Source organism: Pseudoalteromonas sp. Of7M-16, from assembly GCF_022347805.1.
In the GTDB taxonomy this organism is placed as follows: domain Bacteria; phylum Pseudomonadota; class Gammaproteobacteria; order Enterobacterales; family Alteromonadaceae; genus Pseudoalteromonas; species Pseudoalteromonas luteoviolacea_F.
The window spans coordinates 1-22,615 of sequence record NZ_JAKRFY010000019.1 but is presented as its reverse complement, the minus strand read 5'-3'; the positions used below and the strand labels follow the sequence as shown (position 1 = coordinate 22,615).

Sequence of the window (22,615 nt, the reverse complement as noted above, 5' to 3'; positions counted from 1 at the left end):
TAAAATGGAAAAAGCCATAATTGTGAGTGACACGTTTATGGCTGGGGAAAGTGCTATTAAATAAGACGCTTGGCAAGTTTTCGCGTTTCTACAAACGCAGCTTCTAGCGAACTTTGATGACGTAGATCTGCAAACTCTTGATACTCAGATGCGATTTCATATATCCGTTCGCAGCCAATATACTTAGACAGGGTCTTAATATGAGGCGCCAAGTGATTCATATGCTCTCTCACTCCCCCGATTTCAAAGCCAAACTCACCACATGATGTGATAAGCACTAATGTTTTCCCTGACAGTATGGGCTCAAGTGGGAAATCCCCCCGAGCGAGGTCAAAACTAAATGTTTCATTGATCCTCACAATTTGATCAAACCAAGCTTTAAGCTGCGCGGGCATGCCGTAGTTATACATAGGCGTTGAAATCACGATAATATCCGCTTCTTTCACTTCAGCAATCAAGGAGTCTGAAATGGCGAGCTTTTGGCATTGCTGTGCACTTCTTTTGTTTGTGGGAGTAAACACTGCGCCTAACCAGTCTTGATCGGTAAACGGTGGTGGAGTCATACCCACATCTCTGTATACATATTGAGACACAGATGAGTTATTCTTCATCTCTTCAACAAAGCTATAAGCGAGTCTTTTTGAAATTGAGTCATGCTGAGGGTTGCTGTTTTGACGTTTTCTAATACTTGAATCTATATGAAGTAGTTTAAACATGTAGGTCGCCTTTTTTGTGTGTTTCATTGGCGAACATTGTGTGATTTATGGGACTCCACGACAAATGAAAAGAACTTTCTTATAAGTAAGTTTCACTCATGTATAATTACACAAACTTTATTGAGGAAGTAGCCATGTTGAATGTATCCATGCAAGCATTGCGAGTCTTTGAAGCTGCAGCGCGCCACAGCAGCTTTAAACTTGCTGCTCAGGAACTAAATATCACGCCAACAGCGGTGTCTCACCATATAAAAAACTTAGAAATGCGTCTCGGTATTGATTTGTTTATTCGCAAAACCCGTGAAATAACGCCTACCAAAAATGGTTTTCTGTTGGCTCAGGCAACCCATACAGGGTTTGGTACCATTGAACGTGCAATCCACCAGCTGGTTGAACAAGGCAAAGTCATTCAAGTGCACACCACTTCATCCTTTGCCGCCCAAATGTTGATCCCCGCATTGCGAGGGTTTAATAAAGAATACCCAAACCTTGAAGTTTCTGTCGCAACTGGTGAGCACCTAGTGCATGACTCACAAGCGATTGCCATTCGCTTTGGAGATACAAGCCAAATTAAACCAAGCCAGTTACTTTGCCTAGAAAATTTTAATGCCTATGGCAATCATACGTGTCTTGCAGGATTGAGCGCCCAGACAAAAACCACCATGTTTATTCCAAAGTGGAAAAACACGCAACTGCCCGCCGCACCGTGGCAAGCTTGGTTAGCCCACAATGGCCTAGATGCAAGTTTATTTGAGGTTGTGTACTTTGATCAGGAATTATATTGCATTCAAGAAGCAATCGCAGGTAGTGGACTCGTTTTTGCTTCATCCAGCCTTGTTAAGAGCTTAACTGAAAAGAATGTTTTAACTAACGGCTCGCACCTCTCTGTCGACACACAACTTGGTTACTATGTGCCTTTGAATGAAGCTCAGTACACCAGGCAACAATTGATATTTATAAACTGGTTAAGAGCACAACTCTTTGATACGTAAAATGATCAGGCAAAGAAATAGCAAGTCTTGATCTCACCACTGGATTTAAAAGCATCTAGGGCGCACAATTAAGCCAGAAATTTCGGCCAGTTTTGTTAAGTCCACAACAACGTGCATTACCAACACACTAAAAACGGGAATTTTTATGTTTGAATCATTTAACCCAACCCCGCGGATCCTAATGGGACCAGGGCCTTCTAATGTCTCGCCTCGTGTTTTAGGGGCGCTGTCTAGACCAACCATAGGGCATTTGGACCCTCAATTCATCGGCCTGATGGATGAAATTAAGCAACTTTTACAATATTCGTTTAGCACAGAAAATGCATTTACCATTGCGTTATCTGCGCCGGGTTCGGCGGGTATGGAAGCTTGTGTTGTGAACCTTATTGAGCCCAATGACAAAGTCATCGTGTGTATTAATGGTGTGTTCGGTACACGACTCAAAGAAAACATAGAACGAGTTGGTGCTCAGGCTATTGTCATAGAGGATAAATGGGGCGATCCTGTGACGCTTGACAAAGTTGAAGACGCATTTAAAGCCAACCCCACAGTAAAAGCACTGGCATTTATTCACGCAGAAACTTCCACTGGTGCACGCAGTGATGCAAAAACCTTGTGCCAATTGGCAAAGAAATATGATGCCCTTAGCATTGTTGATGCAGTAACATCTCTCGGCGGCAGCGAACTAAAAGTAGATGAGTGGGGAATTGATGCGATATATTCCGGCTCGCAAAAATGTTTGTCATGTGTCCCAGGGATCTCACCCATCAGTTTTAGTGACAAAGCAGTAGAAGTCTTGCAGTCACGCAAAAGCAAAGTACAAAGCTGGTTTTTGGATCAATCTTTAGTGATGAACTACTGGTCAGGCGAAGGTAAGCGTAGCTACCACCACACGGCCCCTATCAATTCATTGTATGCACTGCACGAATCCTTACTCATGTTGAAACAAGAAGGGCTAGAAAATGCTTGGCAGCGGCACCACAATTTACACCTCGCACTAAAAGCTGGCCTTGAAAAGCTCAACATTGAGTTTTTAGTTGATGAGCCACACCGTTTACCACAACTGAATTCCGTCTTGATCCCTAACGGAATAGATGACAACTACGTGCGTACAGCTTTACTAAACAAATACAACCTTGAGATTGGCGCTGGACTGGGCCAGCTTGCAGGCAAAACATGGCGTATCGGCCTAATGGGCACGACTGCCAACGAGCAAAATGTTGCACTGTTAATCGCCGCGCTTCAAGACGTATTAAGCTAAATTACACGGGGTGGGTCTTCCACCCCATTCGAATCGCTACCGACGAGCGTACAAAACCCCTACAAAATGAGCGGCGATCACCCACCACAAAGTGTCTATCAACATTAAATGTATATCGAGCATACTGGCATAAAAATGACCGTCTCGACTGACCGCATCTGAGAATTGCAAGCCGAACAAATAAATAACTACTTCAGCATTTATTGCCATACCGACTCCGGTAACCACCAGCCCTGATAAAATTAAATAAAAACCCCCATGTACTATTTTTACCAGAATTGCATGCGCACGGCTCTGTATTGGCTGTCTTGTCAATTTTCCACTAAATAGCTTTTCCCAAATTAGCCGGGTCAAAACCAAAGTAAATACACCTAATGCCATCAATGCATGAGTTTGAATTGACTCCTGACGATGTAATTCTTGACCTTTAATTTGGTAGTCGATGGTATGAATTTGCGCACTCATATTCATCAAAATAAATAAAATCAAAAAAGCAGCAAACCAATGGAGGGTTCGATCGACGATATAATACTTGTTGTCCATAAAATATTCCTTTATTTCTGTACCAAGATACATTCTTATCTTAACGCCAAGATATAAAGTTTCAAATATTTCTGAACACTAAAAAGAGCAGCCTTAACCAGCCGCTCTGAGACGATTGCTAATAGTTAGGGGGTTTCGCTACAGTCAGTTAGCTTAACCCACGCATCAGGATCTTGGACTGGAGATGCTTGAGTCCACCAACTCGCTTTGTAAATCGCCTGTTCAAAAGACACCTGATCATCTCTTAGATAAGTGCTGCCAGATTGCCAATCCGGGGCCTTACAAAGTGGTATTAACGGCCCAAAAAAGCCCGTGATTGAGTCCAACTTTAAGTTTGATGCAGTACCATAGTCCACACCTTCAGCCACGGTCACCGCACCGTCAAACGCGGAAATATGCCAATTGAATCTTATATGCGTACTGTCTACGCTACCATGAACTTCAATATTCGACACCAAAGTTGCATCCACAGGCCAGAGTCCAAAGTCGCGCATTTGCCCTTGAAATCCGCCGATCCAATTACTGACATTTTGTGCATCGGTAACCAAGAACCCGGCAGTTGTTGGATCTTGGTAACGAAAACCGGGATTAATGGCACGCTCCAGATTACTGACCCGCTCTTCCCCACTCTGTAAATTCCAACTACTCATATAAGTTAATACGTTTTGCTTTACTTGCTCGACCTGCACCTCAGTTAGCACTTGTGCATTGCCGTTAAAGCTCAGAACGCTCGATCCCATTAATATTAAACTTGCTTGAAGAGATTTCATGATGACTCCTAGTCGTTGTATTTATCACCTTTTTAGTCTTAAAGCTTTGCCCAGCGATTTATTCCATCTTGATAAAATAGGAGTTTTTTGAATTAATATCGATAAGTATCAGATGATTACAGTTATCAGTTTAGCTAAATTGACTTCTCGCTATGTTTGATGACACAACCTGACCAAGGATAATTTTAACTATGTGGCTTGAACTGCAACAGGAGTTTTATCTCGTATCGTGCTTAATCGCCCTATTTTGTGTTGGCATGATGCTAAGGTACGAACAGAGCTTTGATAAGGGTATGTACTTTTTAACATCAGCCAACTTGGTTTTGATGCTGATCCCATTCACCAGCTACATTCAACTCAAATTTAATATCCACTCGGTATTAATATCGCAAATAGCCAACAACTGTATGTTGCTATTTTGCGGTTTGTGCTTTTTATTTTACCGCTTCGACGCCAAACCAAAGCTTGCTACCGTGTTACTTCACTGTGTGCCATTTTCAATTTTCCTTATCGTTAAAGTGGTTGGTATTCACACCCAAGCACAGTTAATGCACACCATTTATTTTGGCCTAATGTTCAGTTACGTAACGGCAATGTGGCAAAGTCGTTCAGCAAAAAATGCCACATTACTCAAAAAAAATAAGTGGCTATTCACTTGGGTGGTATTTGTGGTGAGCCTAAACGGTGGGGTCGCCGTTGCGTATTTAAGTGGCTCTATATGGCTTTATCCTTTGTGGCTCAGTTTAAACATTACCGTATGTTTCTACCTACTGATATTCTCATTTGCTGCCGCATATCGCATTCAGCAATCACAATACATTCAAGTGCAGGAAGTTGAACCGACAAAAAAACAACTTCAGCTTAGTCCGTCACTTGTTCAAAGCTGTCGTCATGATCTAAAGCGTTTGCTTGAACAGGAGCACATTTTCCTAGATAACCAATTGACACTAAAACATCTGGCTGAGCTGCTGGGACTCAGCCAACATCAAACTTCTGAATTACTCAATGAGCACATGAATAAAAGCTTTTACGCTCTGCTCAATGAATATCGTATCAGCTTTGCCTGCCAACTTTTAAAGCAGACAACGTCCCGGGACAATATCACTCAAATTGCACTCGATAGCGGTTTTAACAACAAGAGTTCTTTTTATACTGAGTTCAAAAAACAAATAGGCACCACACCAACCAAGTGGCGAGCCCAGTATGCTTAGTAAACTGTGGCATGATAATGGCATATTAGCCTGATAATTACTTATTCCACACACTGAATAATTCTAGGTACTGTACCACTCGATCCATGGGGAGTGCCCTATCAGTATAAATTTTTAGTCGGGCAATCATACGCTTTCATCATTTGGAGCCCTGGCTCATCAGATACAAAGTCAGGTCTCATCATCTATGCATTTACAAAACAAAATGAGCGCTACAATGGCGCACAATTGCTGTGACCCAACAATAAATAGATAAAACAGCAACCAAATAACACAAACGCCACAAACTAAAGCCCTTTAACCAACCACGCCACCACATTCAATAAAAAGCGCTCGTTCTGTTCAGCACCTTGTGAGGTTAGTCCAAGCTTTTGACCAGTTCTTGTATCTATTTGTGATGAAAACATCATGCCCTCTGCAAACACTGCGACTCGACCTCGCCCAAGCTCCATCACAGCACCTTGGCTCCAGCCATCAATGGTAATTCGTTTGGTATTCGCATTAACCTCAAATGGCACGCTTGGTACGATAGCGGTGCTCCCCGCTTTCATTGAAAGCAACGAAAACGCTCCGCTGGGCGGTTTAAAAGCCGAACCACCAAAGGAGCGTATTTGGTCAATATATCTTTCTGTCGCCTTAGCACGTATTGCATTATGCATTGCTACACCGTAAATATTGGTCGCCTCCTTCAACGGCGCTGCGGTAATAGGATGCTCAGCCAGTGTCCCTTGCTGCCTATTAAAAACAGCGTCACCGACATGACCATTTGAGAATTCAAATCCAAATGCCTCTGCAAGGTTTTCAATGACTTTTGGAAACGGCGCATGATCTGCGACCAAAAACAAAGCCCCTCCTTTACTCACCCAAGTTTTTATATCAGTGATTTCTTCATTCGTAAAAGCTTGGCCATATGGCGGTTGAAAGTCACTTCTCTTTCTATCGAGCGCATTGGCAATCACTAAAACATCAATATTACTCAAGCTTGCTAAGGACAATGTGTGGCGATTAGGCTTAACTGTATACCCGTCACTTTCGAGTACTTGCGCAAAAGGCTTATAACGCCCATGAAGTGTTAAAAAGTTATGATGTGCTTGATCAATAAACACAACTGGACTGTTATGCTCTGCAAAGCGCGGGGTGCTGTTCTGCGGCTTAAAATTTGGGTCAGCGTGTTGTGGACTATCAGAACAACCTACCAACCACAATAGGCAACTTGCAAATCCAACCTTTAATATAAACGCCAAGATATAACCCCTTTTAACGCTATTCTAAGTTATGTTCTTGCAGACTCTGTTGCCCCGCACACATAAGCCCACGCTTGCTGACCTGATTGAAACTGGCCCGCTACACGCACATACTCGTCAACTTCGTACTCATCAGCCTGAGCTAGCTCTGATGGTGTTATGTCAAAAACAGTACCATCTACAATATCGGAGTCATTCCCGGTATATTTCAAAATGGGGTGTATATCTTTGCCACTAGTTTTTATTACTTCAGCATCGTTAATTTTAACTTCGCTGAGGACATAACCTATCAGTTTGTCTTTTTGGCCTGTGAGTATGCGACCAAATGTTTCAATTTGAACTTGTTCTAATTGTAATGTGCCATATGAAAATAGTTTTTCCATTTTTTTCCTTATAGCTTAACGGAAACATGTGCTGCTGTAGCGAATTTATATGGGATTAAACTAAACATCAAGCATGCATAAACAGATATAAAAGTACTCATAACCGCCACGGTGCTCATCTGCGCAAATAAACTCTGAGCTCATTATATCCAGCATCAATGAACACTATGATTCTTATAGCGCTATATTTGAAAGGAGCATTTTAGAGTAAAAAATCGCCAGTAGAAAAATTCATTAACTCTGTGATATATCGCTAACATTTCCATTGAAAAGTTTTTGCCCAACAATTTTTAATAACCCCAACCGTTAAATAAGGCTAGGGTTATTGCAACTTGCTTGGCTCATTGGAGCGAATTAAATAATTGTTTTACGGCTTCTAAATAGGCACTTTGCATCTTTGCTATAACGGCACTTAGTATCGATTAACTCATTATAACTGTCACCAAAGTAATCCTTTGTTTCAACAGCCGCATCTTTAAAACTAATAAAAGACCCTTTGGTTTGTGGAATGTCATAACTTCGGCATGACTCTATCCAATCTTGTGCTCTATTCTCATAAAAGCGCGTCGCGATATCTTTTTCAACAGGATGACCTTTCGCTGGCTGGTCCCACCAAGCTTGGTATTGAATTGTAAATGGACGGTCTTGATACGGGAATGAACACCTTATTTTTTGCAGTGCAACATCAGCAGGTTTACTATCATAGTATTCCCCACTTATAGCACCAAGTGTGATGTAAGCCGAGATATTGGTATCTTCTTTATCACGGTATAGTAATGTCGACTGAAGTGACTTAACCAAAGCAATTCGGCTTTGGTGCCCCCAATCCCGAGTCGGCATCCGAGAGGTAATTTTATGTGGTGCGGGCTCGTCAGTTTCTAATTCTATGCCTTTTAATTCTCTATCCCACGCTTCAAAGCTCAGTGTATACCCAGGTGTATTTGCGCTTCTGCTATACAGAACACTGTTAGAACACACCTTTTTATAAAACTGGGTCAACTCCTTAGTTAAGTCATCGATTTGTTGTTTCTTGGCATCATGGGATAGCGAGGGGTCTTGCTGAATTAAGCCGATAACGTCACCTCCCCACTGCTTCAACATGCGCTCTAGTTCTTCTGAAGTACCGCCAAAATGTCCATTCAATTGCCAATCCAATACCGCATCAGGACTAATCTCAGACTCACAGATAACCCCTTTTGCATTGACCTTCAAATTGGTGCCAATTAAGTTCGGGTTTTTCCCAGCACTGGTCAACGACTCCCAAGCTGCGATCACATCTGTCGCTTTGAGGTTATCAAATGCGGGAATATCGCTCTTTTTAATCACAAAACTTTGGGCAATATCAGGTAATTCGAATGGTTCAAAAATGAACTCAGTGACAACTCCATAACTAAGGCCTCCTCCGCCTCTCAGAGCACGCAGAAGTGGGCTATTTAAATCGTCGTTAAATATTACTTTTAATCCATTTTTAGTTATTTTTTCGCGATGGACGGTTGCACTTTGACCAAGGAAGGCAATCGTCCCATCTCCAAGTACCATAGTCGCGCCAACAAGGCGCTCACATCCCATTCCATATTTACGAGTCCAAGGTCCCCAACCTCCCCCCATGGTATAACCCGCAATAGCAACTGTCTGACAGGTTCCGTGCGGTATCCCTAAGTGGCTATTATCTAACTCTGTTTTAATTTTTTCGAACTTTGCCCCAGGTTGAATGCTAACAAGCTTTTTATTGTCAAATACGATAACCTCATTCATACGACAAAAATCAATTAATACTTTAGCGGTTGAAACACACTCTCCTTCATGGTCATGACCACCTGATTTAACCGTAAATTCAATACCTTCTTGCTCTGAATAGGCAACCAAATGAGCGACTTGTAATGAATTAGTAACTTGCACAACGGCACTTGGCACAAAATCAAACTTTCGATTGAATACTTTACGAGATTGATTGTATTGGTCTTCTTGATTATTTAGATCGTTCGAAGGGAAAAATACCCTATCGCAACCAACTATCGTTTGGATGCGATCTTTTTGGCTAGCTGTTAAAAACATTGTCATACATTCCTTTTTGTACACATACAATGTTTTTATTGTGGGTGGAGGTGTAATATAAAACCATTACACCCTGTTACAGGAACTCAGGTAAATAGGTCGCTTTGGTGGTGTAATTACTTCATCGGAAATGAGATCAGCATTGCAAGTCCAGGATGCCGAGCTTGCACTTGAACCTCGCCTTGCTGCGCTAATACCAGCTCACGCACTAAAGCTAAACCAATACCGGTTCCCTTCGAGTTTCGCGTTAACTCACTGCTTCCTCGATAAAATAACTCAAAGATTTTTTCCTCTTGCGCTTTGCTGATGCCGTTTCCGTAATCTCGGATCTCCAATTGCACCATTCCTTTGTGCGTAGGGTGTCTACGAAAAGTAAATTCAATCTTTCTTCGAGATGGATCGTCAATGCCTGCTGATTCAAAAAACTTAACTGCATTGTCAGTAATATTGATAACTATTTGGGTAAATGCATCCACCTCAATATAAGCTTGGGCACGCTCATAGTGTGCCAGTTCCATTATATGCACTTGCTCAAAGTGATGATTTTCAGTGAGCGAAGCCGTTTTCGAACGAATAATATCTTGCAAGACCGTCAAAGGCGTATATTCAGGTGTCACCTTTTGTTGTTGACGCTCAAATGCAGACAACTGCAAAATGTTGTCAATTAGACGGGCAAGGCGTTCACTTTCATCACAAATAAAATCATAGTACTCCCCCTTGTGTTGCTCAGAGGCAACCATCCCAGATTTGAGCATTTCAGAGTACATTTTTATCGAGGTCAATGGTGTTTTAAGTTCGTGACTGACTGCGGAAATAAAGTTGACCTTTTCCTCTCCTAGCGCCAGCTGCTTAACACTAAAGCGATAGAAACCATAACATGCAGACACAATCGCCAAACACATAACTGCATTGAAAATTAAGCTATATATCATAGATTGTGCAATAGGTAGCGACGCACTCGACAGGACAACCTCGTAATTACGATATGGCCAATGTAAATTCGTTTCAAATATAAATTGTTGTTTATAGCGCACATCCACATCAAGTGGTTGACTAATATCCGGCTCCTCGGTTGAAGGCGAATACAGGAAGTAAGTATCGGCTACTGATTTTTCGATTTCTTTTAATGTAACCAACATAGGAATATCAAAACTTCGTAGCTCTAGTACATCTGCGACCTGCTGGTGTAAATAAGGCGCTCGCTTGACTAGGTAGCCTTGCAAAACTGGCTGATCAATCACCTCCACTACACGATAGAAAATAAGGTACTCTGGCAAATCAAAACTAATATTAAATTGACTATTTTTGGCACTAACCCCATGGGTCAACATCTGTTTGACCGTATTCGACTCAAAAATCGTTTGGTAAACGGAAGTAGCAATTTCACGCCGTGTGATCATTTCAAGTGTTTGATTCTTCTGACCAGAATCCTCGATATTAGACGTTATAGCATAGGGCCAAATAGGTGAGTTAAAGTTACCTTCCCTGTCTATCTGAAAGTAGCCGACTAAACCTCGTATGGTCTGCTCACCATTCAGCTCTGCCAGTGGCGACAGCATTTGCTGAGTTTGCTTGGTCAATGGGTTGTAGATGTAGCGGTAATAGTTGAATGCGTCAGCTGGGATCTGATTACTGACACTCAATTTTCTAAAAAGCTTTCTATTTATGACCCTTGCAAGATTGCTTGCCTCTTTTTCATACTCAACTAACCGATTTTGTTGAGATTGTTGATAACTGAAATACAACAAAACAGACAAAGGTATGAGCAAAAGCAATAACAACAGTATTGCCGATATACGTAAACGCTTGATACGCTGTGCGTAGTTGAGTAAGCGTTTATTTTTAAAAAGCATCATTTTTTATTCTTATAATATGTACAATTGGTAGCCTTCACCGCGATGGGTGAGCAAATGCTTAGGGGATTTTGGGTCAGCCTCTATTTTTTTTCTAATTTTGGCAATATGGATATCAACCGTTCGCGTATCTATATCTCGTGTTTCCTTGTATCCCCAAACATCCTTGAGCAAATCATCACGTGATACTAGTCCGCCCTTACGCTGCAAATACGCCAATATTTGGGCCTCTCGGCGTGTGTATTTAACATCTTGTCGATATGATTTTCCGGTTAGAGATTGCAAACAAATTGATACTTCAGCGCTCAGCTCAAGCATATCTCCTTGCTCAGTCCAGCCAGAGCGCCTGACCAAAGCATTTACTCTCAACACCAACTCAGAAGTTGAAAACGGTTTTGCGACATAGTCGTCAGCACCAAGCGTCAGTGCGTTAATAATGTCAGCTTCTGTATTTTTGGCCGTTAACATCATAATAGGCTGGGTGCGCGAGTGTGCTCGTAGGGCATTGCAAATATCAAAGCCATTCATCGAAGGTAGCATGACATCTAAAAGGATACAGGTATAGTCACCTGTTAATCCCATCTCTAAGCCTTCTTTTCCATCTATTGCGCTTGCCACTTCATATCCATGAAATACAAATAAGTCTGTTAAGCCTCTTAATATACTTGGCTCATCTTCTACGATAAGTAGCTTAGGTTTCGTACTCAAACCATGTCCTTTTGTTGATTTAAAATTCTATGTTGCATATGGGGATGTCTCTCATTTTTCGTTTTAAACAACCCGTTTAAACTCAACGCTGCACCGGCAGTGTACCAATTTTATCAAAAATATAAATGCAAACTTTTGTAAACTTTCTTGCCAGCAATGTTTACTTTTTATGCCTATTTCAGCGCTATTTCCCCCGCTATATTTATCGCCATCAGCAAGCCTCTTAACAATATCAGGCATCAAAGGTAAGACACTGAGTTAATTATGGATATAGTGAGAAAAAAGACAAAAAAACGGAATTCGAAAGTATTGATAGCGGGCACTTTGTGTGCTGCTGCTATCGTGAGTATGGCACTGTTCTTGTCCTCTGGCAGTGCATCCTATTTAGTCGACAGAAATAGCCTGCTAATTGGCACGGTGGAGCGTGGCGATTTAAACATCACAGTGCGCGGAACAGGCGTACTGGCCCCCAAAGATATTCGCTGGATAGCAACCAATGTACCCGGACGAGTGGACCGTATCCTAAAAAAAGCTGGCGCAGTGGTAAAAAAAGGAGAGCTACTTTTTGAATTGAGTAATCCCGAACTTGAACAACAGCTTGTAGAAGCAAGGTGGGAGCTACAGGCTCTTGAATCTGAAATGAGCGCACGCCGAGTGTCTTTAGAATCTGAATTACTTGATCAAGAAATCGCCGTGATCAATGAACACCTCAATTATGAGCGTAGTCAGCTGACATTAAATGCGCAAAAAGAGCTATTAGATAAAGGGTTTGACGCAATTTCTAAAATTGACTTTGAAGCAGTCAAAATGAATGTAACCCAATATCAACAGCGTTGGAAACTGGAGCAACAACGCCTTGATAAGCGCAAGCAAAACCTTATTGCACAAATTGATGCCAGTAATGCGCGCCTCAACATGATGCGCAAAAGCGTCGCTCGTATCGAACAACAAGTTGCCAGCTTAAAAGTCACAGCCAGTATGGACAGCATAGTACAAGCAGTACCTATGGAGCTAGGCCAAGAGGTTGGAGCCGGCACCAATTTAGCATTGCTGGCCCGTTCAGATTTATACATCGCAGAACTCATGGTCCCCGAAAAACAAATTAAAGATGTGGTAGTCGGCCAAGCTGTATTGCTCGATACCCGGGTCAGCAAGATCCAAGGAAAAGTGCAACGAATCGACCCTACTGTTATGAATGGCTCTGTACGGATCGATGTAGAATTACAAGGGCAACTGCCAAAAGAAGTGCGCCCCGAACTTACGGTGGACGGCATTATCTCCATTCACACAATCCCAAATACCCTATTTGTTAAACGCCCAATGTTTGCCAATAGCTTCACTCAAGCAAACGTATATCGCATCGACAGTGAAGGCAAGAGCGCCAATGTTCAGTCGGTAAAATTTGGCCATATGTCCACACACTATATTCAGGTTGAGCAAGGCCTAGACGAAGGGCAAAACATCATTGTGTCAGATGCATCAGCATGGCAACAACATCAACAAATTCGCATCAATTAGGAGCCAGACATGCAAAGCAATAAAAATAACCTCAACGCCTTGGTTGAATTAACAAATTTAAGCAAAATATTTTGCACCGATGACATACAAACTAATGCCTTAAACAATGTTAGCCTTACTGTAGAACAGGGGGATTTTGTTTCGATTACTGGCCCTTCTGGATGCGGTAAATCTACCCTACTCTCACTGCTTGGGCTACTCGACAAACCAACTTCAGGGCAGTATCAATTGGCGGGCCATGATGCATCTGACATTGATTCAAATGAAAGAGCACGCATTCGAAATAAAGAGATTGGTTTTATTTTCCAGTCATTTAATTTAATTAGTGATTTAACTGTTGCTGAAAATGTAGAGCTCCCTTTAACGTATCGAGCTGATTTATCCAAATCAGAGCGCCAAGAGCTAGTCCGCTTAGCTTTAGAAAGGGTAGATATGGCACATAGAGCGACCCACTTTCCCTCCCAATTATCAGGAGGTCAACAACAACGTGTTGCTGTGGCGCGCGCAATTGCAGGCCAGCCTGCCATAATTTTGGCCGACGAACCTACAGGAAACCTAGACTCGAAAAATGCCGAGTCTGTGATGACCCTACTTGAACAACTCAACTCAGAGGGAGCGACCATTTGTATGGTTACTCATGACCCTGCGTATGCAGCGCGTACCCAAAGAGTCATAGAAGTATTTGACGGTGAAGTAATATCAGACAAATACAATAAACCCACAACGCCGATTGCAGTATAAGGAGGCATCCTCATGTTATATTGGATTGATGTAAAATATGCCTTTAGATTATTACTCAAAAAACCTGCTTTTTCTGCCACCTCAATATTGATTGTGGCTATCGGATTAGGGGTAACTGTCTATACCTACTCGCTCCTGTCACAGCTCATATTTAAACCTTTAACCATGCAAGGCGCCACACCACTTGTTGCCATTGAAGGTGAATTCAGAGCCGCACATGGCCGAGGTCAACTTACGGACCCTTACCACCTCAACTTCATCAGTGCCCACTCTAATTTGCTACACAAAATGAGCTTATATCGCACCGGTACCACCATCATTAGTGATTTAGGCAACAACATCAGTGCAAAAAAAGTACATGCCAGCTATAGCCAATGGAACTTGTTTGAATTGGCTGGGGTTCAACCTATTCTTGGCCGTGGTTTCACCCCATCTGATCAAGCTGTTGGAACCGAGCCTGTCATTGTGATAAGTCATGAAATTTGGAAAAAGTATTTGTCAAAAGACCCAAATATCATCAATACCAGTATTCGCGTAAATGGCATTTCGAAACGTGTAGTTGGTGTTATGCCTGCTGGATTTGCATTTCCGGCAATTGCACAAATTTGGGAACCCCTGTCTGAAACTCAGTTGGCACCCGCCGCGCCGTCAGATGCACACACTGATGCAATGAATGCAGTGGCGAGGTTAAAACCCGACATCTCACTTGAGCAACTTCAGTTAGAAATCAAAAACCTGTTACAGCGTCATTTTCAAACTTTACCTCAGGCATTTACGTGGCGTGCAAACTCACCTGGCGGTTATATCCGAGCATTCAACTATAAAGATACCAACGACAGTATTGCTCAACACTATACTATTTTTGTCGCCATGCTTATTGTCGTTTTACTGATCCTGTTTTTAACCTGCATCAATGTTGGAAGTTTATTGCTCGCTCGCGTCAATGAAAGGATCAAAGAAGTTGGGGTCCGTATTGCATTAGGTATCCCCAAAAAGCGGCTGATGCTGCAAATGCTATGGGAAAGCTTGTTTATTTGCTCTATCGGCGGTTTGCTCGCCTGGGGCCTTGCAATGATTGGCGTTCGCCTTACCAATGTTTCGTTTGAGCAACTTTTTGCACTGAGCGGTGACAAACCATTTTGGTGGCATTTGAATTTACACAGTGACGCATTCTTCGTGCTATTAGTAGCCATTATTTTCATGGTCGCAGTTACCGGTATTCTCCCAGCTGTTCGCGCATTAAATAGCGATGTAAATGCCATTTTACGAGATGGTACACGTGGTGCGTTAGGAAAAAAGGCTGGTCGAGCAAATAAACTCCTTGTCGTTACTGAGATTGCATTATCTTATGTTGTACTTGTTGTGGCGACGATTTTACTCTCTACCAGCTACAATTCACAAAATGCAGACTATGGCGTTGACACTTCCAACCGGCTCTCCGCACAAATACTATTGCCAACCAGCAGTTATCCAAGAAACCCTAGGGACAAACGCAATGACTTTTACTACCAACTAAAAAGTAACCTAGAAAAGCACCCAAATATCCAAGGCGTTGCTTACTTTAGCAGTCTGCCTGGCACAGGTGGTGGGAGTTCTCACTTCGAAATACAAGGTCGAGAAGCGTTAGTCTACAACGAAAACCCAATGTGGAACTTTGAAGCTGTCAGTCGAGATGCTTGGGGGGTGGTGGGTATGAAGATTATTGAAGGGCGCGATTTTGACCTGCGCGATCTGGAAAATGGCGGCTCTCCAACCATCATCAACGAATCAATGGCACGAGACCTATTTCCTGAGGGCAATGCTATTGGACAACGAGTGCGCACAGTAGATGAAGGTAATTGGCATACAGAATGGCGTACGATTATTGGTATTGTATCCGATAGCATACATGGGCCAACAATGCAGGCGACCAGCGCATGGCATACAGGCTACGGCATGATGGATTTACGCGCTTGGAATATGGAAATAGTTGTGCACTATTTCGGGTCTCACACACAAGCACAAGCACTTCTAAAAGAAACTGTGGCAGCTATGGACCTTGATGTCACTCTCCACCAAATCCAGCGTTATGACGAGTTTATTGCTCAGCCTATGCAGCTTGTCAACGCAGTCAATAGCATATTTTTGTGGTGCGGGTTAGTCGCGCTGTTTTTGGCAGCCAGTGGTATCTTTGCAGTTTCTTCAAATAGCATTGCGCTCAGAAGTCAAGAAATAGCAACACGCAGAGCCTTGGGCGCAAACAATAGTCGGGTGATAGGTCTGTTTATGAAAGAGGCAGGAATACAACTCGTTATCGGGTTAATTGGCGGAGTTTGTATGTCACTGATGGTATTGAATCAATTATCACAATCGATGCTGTTCAGCAGCGATAGCTATGCCTTTGGCATTGTAGGTATTCCTTTATTTATCACGTTAATGGTATTAACCGCTACCTATATCCCTTGCCGCAAAATAACTTCACAAGAACCCAGTGAAGCACTTAGGCAAAGCTAAAGCAATACTGTAAAGTTTTTATGTCCGTCAAAGCAGCCTTAATAGCAAGGCTGCTTTTTTCGAGACGTACGTATACTAATTAACATACCGCCGTGCTCTTTATCGCTTGATATTGATACCAACAGTCCTATCGGCCATCAATACTCAATGTAAGGCAATAGAAGTCGATTAATTACTGTTTTCACGTACCAATTGGTCTAAAAAGCGTACACCCCAACCTTGTGACCCTCTAGGTGCGACTGCAATTGGCTTGTTTAACCAATCGACACCAGCAATATCCAAATGTACCCAAGGCACATTCTTATCTACAAAAGTCGCAACAACAGCGGCGCCAATACTCGCCCCGGGGTTACCTGCACCAGAATTTTTAATGTCTGCGATATCGGACTTTATTTGTTTAAAAAAGTTAGGGTGTAGCGGGAGCGGCCAAACAGCTTCACCACTGGTTTCTCCCACCTTCATCATATCTTGGGCCAGCGACCAGTCACGCGTGACAAGCGCAGCATATTCATCGCTTAACGCTCTCGCAGCCGAGCCTGTCAAAGTCGCAATATTTACTAGCATTCTTGGTTTAAATTCATCTTGTGTATATCGCACTGCGTCAGCTAAAAGTAAACGACCTTCTGCATCAGTGGAAATGATTTCGATGGTAGTGCCTTGCATTGTTTTTAAGACATCTCCAGGGCGAATTGCATCTTCGGCAGGCATATTTTCAGCAAGAGGCATTACACCGACCAAGTTAACCTTTTCGCCGCGGCTTGCAACAGCAAGCATTGTGCCTGCAACTGCCGCTGCGCCTGATAAATCTGACTTCATCTGCCACATGCCGCTGTTTTTCTTCAAACTGATCCCACCAGTATCAAATGTGATCCCCTTGCCTACTAACGCGATTGGCGCTTCATTTTTAGCACCACCGCGATACTGGATCACTAACATTCTAGGCTCGTGGATAGAACCCTGCCCTACACCTAAAATGGCTCCCATTTGGTGTTTTTTCATGTCTCTAACTTTTAAAACATCTATGTCGACGTTATCAATGTCATCGAACGCATCTTTCACTCTATTAACAAAGCTTTGCGGGTATAGAGATTTACCCGGCTCAGAAGCCATATCCCGAGTTAAATGAACCCCCTGTACCATGTATTTTAAGTCAGTATGGTATTTGTTAGAGGCAGCATTGTAGTTCGCCGTTTGAAATACAAAATCCCGAGGCTGAGATTGAGCTGCCGCAGCTTTATATTTGTCGAAGTGGTAGTCACGAAGGCCCGCTCCCATGGCTACCCAAGCTGCTGGCACTGATACTGATGTATTTAAAGAATCAGCCATCACAGTAAATTGGTGTTTACTATTTGCAGGAGTGCTTGCCGCGGCGTACCCTCCTAAGTCTTGCAACTGAGATTGAGTCAATGAACCAGACCCAGTACCGACTACCGTTACCTGCGCAAATGGCGCTAGCCCATAAAAGGTCTGTGTATTGCCAAACTTGCTCTTAAACGCCGCGTTATCAATAGCGGCCTTCAATTGCCCATTAGTTTGTGCGTTAACTTGTGCAGCCAAACCACTGAGCGAATTTGTGTCGTTAATAAAAACAATAAGACGCTTGTTTTGCGTTATATCGAGCTTGGAAAATTGAATTTTAGGCAAAGCTTGTGCTGTGCTTGCGACAAACATTGCTAACAAAGCAACCGTGATTCTGATCATGCTATTAATCCGCTTATTAAAATCTGCGACACTTAAAAGTGTCATCTCTAGAACATTTCACCTCAGCTAGACCAAGAGTATAGCCAAGGTTTAAAACTCGTGACTTTACCTTTTATGGCAACAAGTAACCATTTGTAAGCGATGAATAAGAGTAAAAATGCCGTGTATGGATTAGGGGTCTGATTGTTGTTTGCTATTTGCTTGTTATGCCCGAGTATCGTCATTGTTTTTCGCTTAGCCTAATAACAAAAATTGATCAGGCCGCACAATGGATAAAGATGATTCTTCAACCTGCGAACCAAAAACCCATTTACAGAGCAAGCTACGCAAAAATTTAAAAACTGTCATGTTAAGTATTCTCGGGGTCGCTGGCGCAGCTATTGTGCCAATATGGCAGATTTATTTTGTCGAAACATCCGAAGTTGTTATTGAGGTTGCATCGATAAATAGAAACGAATCCACCCAATTTAAGGTCTCTCTCGATACTGACGAATTAGCCTTGCTTGAGCCCTACATTCCTGAAAGCCAATTGTATGAATACAACAGGCTCGGTGAACGAGGTGACAAAATTGATTACCCAGAATTCTCCATTGATACTTTATTTTCAGCATATGACAAAGCAAAACAAGATTTAAAAAACATAGCTAATACAAAAGCTAACCTACAAAAGAGCATTGAACGAATAGATGCCTACCTAGATCCCAAAAATCTAAACTACCCGCTTATCGAGTTTCGCGTCAGCGAACTTAAAAGCTGGGATCTCAGTAATTTTATAGATGATGCAGAGGCGGAGTATTTTGAAAACCAAGTATTGGCGATCACACGAAACTACTCACAAATGGACTTTAATCAAGATTCAGAGCCCAATATCAACCTTGTTGCACTGAAATTTTTGCTTAATGACGTAAAAGAAGACATCACCGATGTTATTGGGGAATCAAGTATTCGTCATGAGCGGCTTAGAGATGATATTCGCAATATTGAAACCCAGTTGCAAAAACTCAAAGCCCAGCAAGTAAACCACCACACCTATTTTACTGTTGAAGTTGTCGCCTCTAATGCCGGCAGAGTTAGCACGTCTTTGAGGCCACTCGCACTTATGCGTGTGCAAATTAGCGACAATAACTATGTTGATATTCGTCTCAAAATGCAAAGGTATACTGAGCAGGCAGAATTACAACCATCTTCCACTAACATCCTACATTTTCGTTCCGGCGAATTAAATTCTTTTCCCAAAGAAGATCAATCTCTTATAAACACCTTTTGGGGCAGTACAGGCCGTGTGCGGCTGTATGCGATGGATACCAAACACAATGTATTTACTTCAAATCAGATTGCCTTTGTAGACAATCGAAATCAAAAATTCATTTTGGATAAGTTAAAGGAAGTGGCTGCAGAAACGGCGCGTTAAAATAAATTATAGGCAATAAAAATAAAATACGACGATTAATCCCACACTCTGAAAGAGTATAAAAGACAATCTATCATTAAAGTAAAAGTTACTTTGGGCTAACTTGGAAACATATTAATGAATAGAGAAGAACGTCAATTTTCCTACGAAAATATCACCATTGAAAAAGACAAAGTTGTAGTAATGAACGGGCAGAAATCCAAATATGGTTACTCAGCAATAATTAAGCAGGGATGCATTGAATCCTTGGCCTACACCGTATGCTCTGGAGTTATTACTTACACCCCAACAAAAGACAAAATATTTACCCTATTACATCATACCGACGGAAAGCCAAGCGAATCAGATTGCACCTTTTATGTTGAATGGTTAAAGAATATTGTAAAAATCGCAAAAGAAGAAAACCAACCAATTTATGCTTGGTTTGTAGGTGGAAAAACTAGGACCAACAACCCTCCAATGTGGTTGTACAACTCACTAGTAAAATCCGGGTTTAAAAAGTGCAATATACAAAAAGAATATTTAGGAGAAAGAAATGGGAGCACTGATATTAAGTTATCTTCGGATGGCGTAAACATCATCACGAGAAGAAGTGGAAAAACCATTGAAAACAGCAACTTAAAATGGAATGACCTTATTAATTTAATCGACCAAAAGTAGACACAGGAGAAAACGATGGATCCACGTACAAAAATTAAATGGTCTGAAGCGCTCATTGAAGGAGAAGAAGTTGTTGCACACTGGCTAAGCTCCAAATATGGAACTAACGAAATACCTTTCAATTATAAAAACTTCAAGAAAAATATATTTAAAATGGGCATTATGCAGTTGGCTGACTCACCGGACCCAAGTAGAGAGCTTGGCACCGAGCTAATAGAGTGGGTTGATATTAGAAGAGATAAAAGCCCCGAGGGTGACGAGGCCTCTAAGCTAATCATGGCGTCTCTACTTGGAAAAGACATATTTGCTCGTCCATTCTTCAACGCACTCATTGAAGAGAGTACGCTATTTGGTCCCTCATCTATATATGAAGTTTGTCACGATTTTAGCGCGGCCAAAACGGAACAATTTAAATCAATTTTTGACTACCTTCCGGAGTGGGTTTATACAATGGAGTACTACGACTCAAATGAAGAGTTAATGCACTCTGCTACTGTATATCCAGCTAATATAAAAATCCAAGAACAGCAAGGGGTTAAGACCAAAATAACACGAGATGAATTTGCCCTTCATACATTTTCAAACTTGTGTTGGTCAATGAAAACCCCACTTGATAAGCTCGAAGCGATAGCGCGCGAGCATAATTGGCAATCTAAAAAAATTTAGTAGGCTACTTTTCAAACCGCGAGACTGTTAATAAAACGATTCAACCTCATTTGGGGAAGGCCAACCCTTCACCTTTAGCTGTAAATCGATACAGTCTCATTTTTTACGTTCATCAATGTCTTCACTCACCAGCCTTTGCGACCGCTCAGAATTATCATAAGGAAATACTACATAGCTCCCAAACAACACTGAATTTGGAAGCGGCTGAACTTAATATGTTATTTTTGGAGTGGCCGAACAAGGGCCCTGCTCCCCCTTTTTACGATAGGATTGTAAATTTGCAGTTGTTGAGTCATGCCTACATAGTAAGTCAGTTCCAAGCGATCCAGGTTGCTCTTTGCAGGGTCTACGCAGGCAAAACAGCTTAGCGCAAAACATGAGCCACTATCAAAGTCATTTTGGGTGCAATAGACGACTTGCGCAGGATTGGTAAAACCCGCATTTACGAGCAAGTAAGAGGCCTCCTTTAACGCACCTCTTAGCTCAAGTATTGTTAGATTTAATTTCGAGTTTTTGACAAAAAAAAAGCAAGTTGATGGTCTTCACTATTAAATTTGGACTCCTCTAAAAAAACCGTTGCTTTATCAAGTAATGCCCTAAGTTCTCTTTTTATTTCAGATTGCTGGGGGTAGTTAACGCACACCCGTTAAGCCCTAATCATCAATGTAAGACAAACCATCACTTTCTTGAATATGCGCATAAAGTATCCTTTGCTTAACCTCTTCCAGTTGAAGAATTCCTCGAAACCTGACAGTCTTACTTTACAACTTTCCTTCCCATCTTTATGTGAACTGAAGTGGGTCAATTAGTTATTGAAGGGCACGGATTATGACACAAAGTGCTAAAGTAACCTTGATGAACCCTGTGTTGGCAGTTAATGACCTGCAATCAAGTCTCGATTATTTTCAAAATGCCCTCGGATTCAAAGTAACATGGACTTGGGGGGAGCCAGCTGTCAGGGCCGGTATTGCACTAGATGGCTTCGAACTGCAACTAGACGCATCAGGAGGGGGCCCTACGGGTATTTCAGTTATTTTCTTTCATGTAACAAACTTAGAAGAATATTATGAGTCGTGTGTTATGAACGGAGCTAATATTGAACTTGAAATAGCCGATCGTAGCTTCAATGTTCGAGATTTTAGAGTGCTTGACCCAAGTGGAAATAGATTGGGATTCGGAGCACCACTTGATACAGACCAGTGATCGTATTTTGACAGCATCGCGTGTCCAATTTAATGCGGCACTCTTAAACATATACAGTCTTTGCCCTATTCAGTCTTTGCCCCGCTACTTCAGTCATTGCGGGCTTGCCCCGTAATCCATGTTTAGTAATGAATGCTGTAGACCCTGAAACAAGTTCAGGGTGACGGGTTTAGGTTCAGGGCTACGGGTTTAGGCTCAAGGTCACGAGTTTAAATTCAGACTAACCTGCCTATCCGTCATTGTGGGCTTGCCCCGCAATCCATGTTTAGTAATGAATGTTGTGGGCCCTGAAACAAGTTCAGGGTGACGAGTTTAGGTTCAGGGCTACGGGTTTGGATTCAGGATCACGGGTTTAGGTTCAAGATCACGAGTTTAAGTTCAGACTAACCTGCCTATCCGTCATTGTGGGCTTGCCCCGCAATCCATGTTTAGTAATGAATGTTGTGGACCCTGAAACAAGTTCAGGGTGACGAGTTTAGGTTCAGG

Annotated in this window: 19 protein-coding genes; 10 read left to right on the top strand and 9 right to left on the bottom strand. The window is 42.1% G+C overall.

The window, feature by feature from the left end; all coding sequences use genetic code 11:
* Positions 1-56: 56 nt before the first annotated feature.
* Positions 57-716 carry an NAD(P)H-dependent oxidoreductase gene (locus MHN81_RS18390; protein ID WP_239426378.1) on the bottom strand — a complete coding sequence of 220 codons (660 nt, stop codon included), beginning with the start codon at positions 714-716 and terminating at the stop codon, positions 57-59.
* Positions 717-850: 134 nt separating this feature from the next.
* Here MHN81_RS18390 and MHN81_RS18385 point away from each other — a divergent pair, with 134 nt between their 5' ends.
* Entirely contained in the window at positions 851-1,708 is an 858-nt protein-coding gene (locus MHN81_RS18385; protein WP_239426377.1) for a LysR family transcriptional regulator, read from the top strand.
* A gap of 145 nt (positions 1,709-1,853) precedes the next feature.
* Positions 1,854-2,969, top strand: a complete 1,116-nt coding sequence (locus MHN81_RS18380) for an alanine--glyoxylate aminotransferase family protein (RefSeq protein WP_239426376.1) — start codon at positions 1,854-1,856, stop codon at positions 2,967-2,969.
* 36 nt (positions 2,970-3,005) lie between these two features.
* Here MHN81_RS18380 and MHN81_RS18375 read toward each other — a convergent pair whose 3' ends face one another.
* Both MHN81_RS18375 and MHN81_RS18370 read right to left on the bottom strand, forming a co-directional pair.
* A complete protein-coding gene (locus MHN81_RS18375) occupies positions 3,006-3,512 on the bottom strand; it encodes a cytochrome b/b6 domain-containing protein (RefSeq protein WP_239426375.1) in 507 nt (168 codons plus the stop codon).
* A gap of 125 nt (positions 3,513-3,637) precedes the next feature.
* Complete coding sequence (locus MHN81_RS18370) at positions 3,638-4,282, bottom strand: carbohydrate-binding protein (protein ID WP_023399225.1); 645 nt, start codon at positions 4,280-4,282, stop codon at positions 3,638-3,640.
* A gap of 191 nt (positions 4,283-4,473) precedes the next feature.
* Here MHN81_RS18370 and MHN81_RS18365 point away from each other — a divergent pair, with 191 nt between their 5' ends.
* Positions 4,474-5,493 (top strand): helix-turn-helix domain-containing protein, encoded by a 1,020-nt coding sequence (locus tag MHN81_RS18365; RefSeq protein ID WP_023399224.1) that lies wholly within the window; start codon positions 4,474-4,476, stop codon positions 5,491-5,493.
* 287 nt (positions 5,494-5,780) lie between these two features.
* On the opposite strand, the gene MHN81_RS18360 is transcribed toward MHN81_RS18365, so the two are convergent.
* The 5 genes from MHN81_RS18360 to MHN81_RS18340 form a co-directional block, all read right to left on the bottom strand.
* The gene (locus MHN81_RS18360) at positions 5,781-6,737 is read right to left on the bottom strand and encodes a DUF4350 domain-containing protein (RefSeq protein ID WP_023399223.1); all 957 of its coding nucleotides are present in this window, start codon (positions 6,735-6,737) and stop codon (positions 5,781-5,783) included.
* Between the two features lie 29 nt (positions 6,738-6,766).
* Positions 6,767-7,120, bottom strand: a complete 354-nt coding sequence (locus MHN81_RS18355) for a gamma-glutamylcyclotransferase family protein (protein ID WP_023399222.1) — start codon at positions 7,118-7,120, stop codon at positions 6,767-6,769.
* A 354-nt stretch (positions 7,121-7,474) separates the two neighbouring features.
* A complete protein-coding gene (locus tag MHN81_RS18350) occupies positions 7,475-9,181 on the bottom strand; it encodes an FAD-dependent oxidoreductase (protein ID WP_239426374.1) in 1,707 nt (568 codons plus the stop codon).
* Positions 9,182-9,291: 110 nt separating this feature from the next.
* Entirely contained in the window at positions 9,292-11,031 is a 1,740-nt protein-coding gene (locus tag MHN81_RS18345) for a HAMP domain-containing sensor histidine kinase (RefSeq protein ID WP_239426373.1), read from the bottom strand.
* Between the two features lie 9 nt (positions 11,032-11,040).
* On the bottom strand, positions 11,041-11,736 hold the full coding sequence (locus MHN81_RS18340) for a response regulator transcription factor (protein WP_023399219.1): 696 nt from the start codon (positions 11,734-11,736) through the stop codon (positions 11,041-11,043).
* A 264-nt stretch (positions 11,737-12,000) separates the two neighbouring features.
* On the opposite strand from MHN81_RS18340, the gene MHN81_RS18335 reads away from it, so the two are divergent.
* From MHN81_RS18335 to MHN81_RS18325, 3 genes are read left to right on the top strand one after another with little or no spacing between them, the layout of a single operon-like run.
* Positions 12,001-13,254, top strand: a complete 1,254-nt coding sequence (locus tag MHN81_RS18335; protein ID WP_023399218.1) for an HlyD family efflux transporter periplasmic adaptor subunit — start codon at positions 12,001-12,003, stop codon at positions 13,252-13,254.
* Between the two features lie 9 nt (positions 13,255-13,263).
* The gene (locus tag MHN81_RS18330) at positions 13,264-13,995 is read left to right on the top strand and encodes an ABC transporter ATP-binding protein (protein WP_023399217.1); all 732 of its coding nucleotides are present in this window, start codon (positions 13,264-13,266) and stop codon (positions 13,993-13,995) included.
* A 12-nt stretch (positions 13,996-14,007) separates the two neighbouring features.
* Complete coding sequence (locus MHN81_RS18325; protein WP_239426372.1) at positions 14,008-16,488, top strand: ABC transporter permease; 2,481 nt, start codon at positions 14,008-14,010, stop codon at positions 16,486-16,488.
* A gap of 168 nt (positions 16,489-16,656) precedes the next feature.
* On the opposite strand, the gene MHN81_RS18320 is transcribed toward MHN81_RS18325, so the two are convergent.
* Positions 16,657-18,189 carry a leucyl aminopeptidase gene (locus tag MHN81_RS18320; protein ID WP_239426371.1) on the bottom strand — a complete coding sequence of 511 codons (1,533 nt, stop codon included), beginning with the start codon at positions 18,187-18,189 and terminating at the stop codon, positions 16,657-16,659.
* Positions 18,190-18,457: 268 nt separating this feature from the next.
* On the opposite strand from MHN81_RS18320, the gene MHN81_RS18315 reads away from it, so the two are divergent.
* From MHN81_RS18315 to MHN81_RS18300, 4 genes are all read left to right on the top strand, one after another.
* Positions 18,458-19,600: a hypothetical protein gene (locus MHN81_RS18315; protein WP_023399214.1), complete on the top strand. Its 1,143-nt coding sequence runs from the start codon at positions 18,458-18,460 to the stop codon at positions 19,598-19,600.
* A gap of 117 nt (positions 19,601-19,717) precedes the next feature.
* A complete protein-coding gene (locus MHN81_RS18310; RefSeq protein ID WP_023399213.1) occupies positions 19,718-20,260 on the top strand; it encodes a hypothetical protein in 543 nt (180 codons plus the stop codon).
* Between the two features lie 15 nt (positions 20,261-20,275).
* A complete protein-coding gene (locus tag MHN81_RS18305; RefSeq protein WP_023399212.1) occupies positions 20,276-20,926 on the top strand; it encodes a hypothetical protein in 651 nt (216 codons plus the stop codon).
* A gap of 828 nt (positions 20,927-21,754) precedes the next feature.
* Positions 21,755-22,129, top strand: coding sequence for a VOC family protein (locus MHN81_RS18300; RefSeq protein ID WP_023399211.1), 375 nt, complete (start codon positions 21,755-21,757; stop codon positions 22,127-22,129).
* Positions 22,130-22,615 lie beyond the last annotated feature (486 nt).

Coding starts and splice junctions, on each gene's coding strand:
- MHN81_RS18330 (WP_023399217.1), top strand. CDS start 13,264: ATGCAAAGCAATAAAAATAACCTCAACGCCTTGGTTGAATTAACAAAT.
- MHN81_RS18355 (WP_023399222.1), bottom strand. CDS start 7,120: ATGGAAAAACTATTTTCATATGGCACATTACAATTAGAACAAGTTCAA.
- MHN81_RS18350 (WP_239426374.1), bottom strand. CDS start 9,181: ATGACAATGTTTTTAACAGCTAGCCAAAAAGATCGCATCCAAACGATA.
- MHN81_RS18385 (WP_239426377.1), top strand. CDS start 851: ATGTTGAATGTATCCATGCAAGCATTGCGAGTCTTTGAAGCTGCAGCG.
- MHN81_RS18370 (WP_023399225.1), bottom strand. CDS start 4,282: ATGAAATCTCTTCAAGCAAGTTTAATATTAATGGGATCGAGCGTTCTG.
- MHN81_RS18305 (WP_023399212.1), top strand. CDS start 20,276: ATGGATCCACGTACAAAAATTAAATGGTCTGAAGCGCTCATTGAAGGA.
- MHN81_RS18315 (WP_023399214.1), top strand. CDS start 18,458: ATGGATAAAGATGATTCTTCAACCTGCGAACCAAAAACCCATTTACAG.
- MHN81_RS18375 (WP_239426375.1), bottom strand. CDS start 3,512: ATGGACAACAAGTATTATATCGTCGATCGAACCCTCCATTGGTTTGCT.
- MHN81_RS18345 (WP_239426373.1), bottom strand. CDS start 11,031: ATGATGCTTTTTAAAAATAAACGCTTACTCAACTACGCACAGCGTATC.
- MHN81_RS18300 (WP_023399211.1), top strand. CDS start 21,755: ATGACACAAAGTGCTAAAGTAACCTTGATGAACCCTGTGTTGGCAGTT.
- MHN81_RS18380 (WP_239426376.1), top strand. CDS start 1,854: ATGTTTGAATCATTTAACCCAACCCCGCGGATCCTAATGGGACCAGGG.
- MHN81_RS18320 (WP_239426371.1), bottom strand. CDS start 18,189: ATGATCAGAATCACGGTTGCTTTGTTAGCAATGTTTGTCGCAAGCACA.
- MHN81_RS18365 (WP_023399224.1), top strand. CDS start 4,474: ATGTGGCTTGAACTGCAACAGGAGTTTTATCTCGTATCGTGCTTAATC.
- MHN81_RS18335 (WP_023399218.1), top strand. CDS start 12,001: ATGGATATAGTGAGAAAAAAGACAAAAAAACGGAATTCGAAAGTATTG.
- MHN81_RS18325 (WP_239426372.1), top strand. CDS start 14,008: ATGTTATATTGGATTGATGTAAAATATGCCTTTAGATTATTACTCAAA.
- MHN81_RS18390 (WP_239426378.1), bottom strand. CDS start 716: ATGTTTAAACTACTTCATATAGATTCAAGTATTAGAAAACGTCAAAAC.
- MHN81_RS18310 (WP_023399213.1), top strand. CDS start 19,718: ATGAATAGAGAAGAACGTCAATTTTCCTACGAAAATATCACCATTGAA.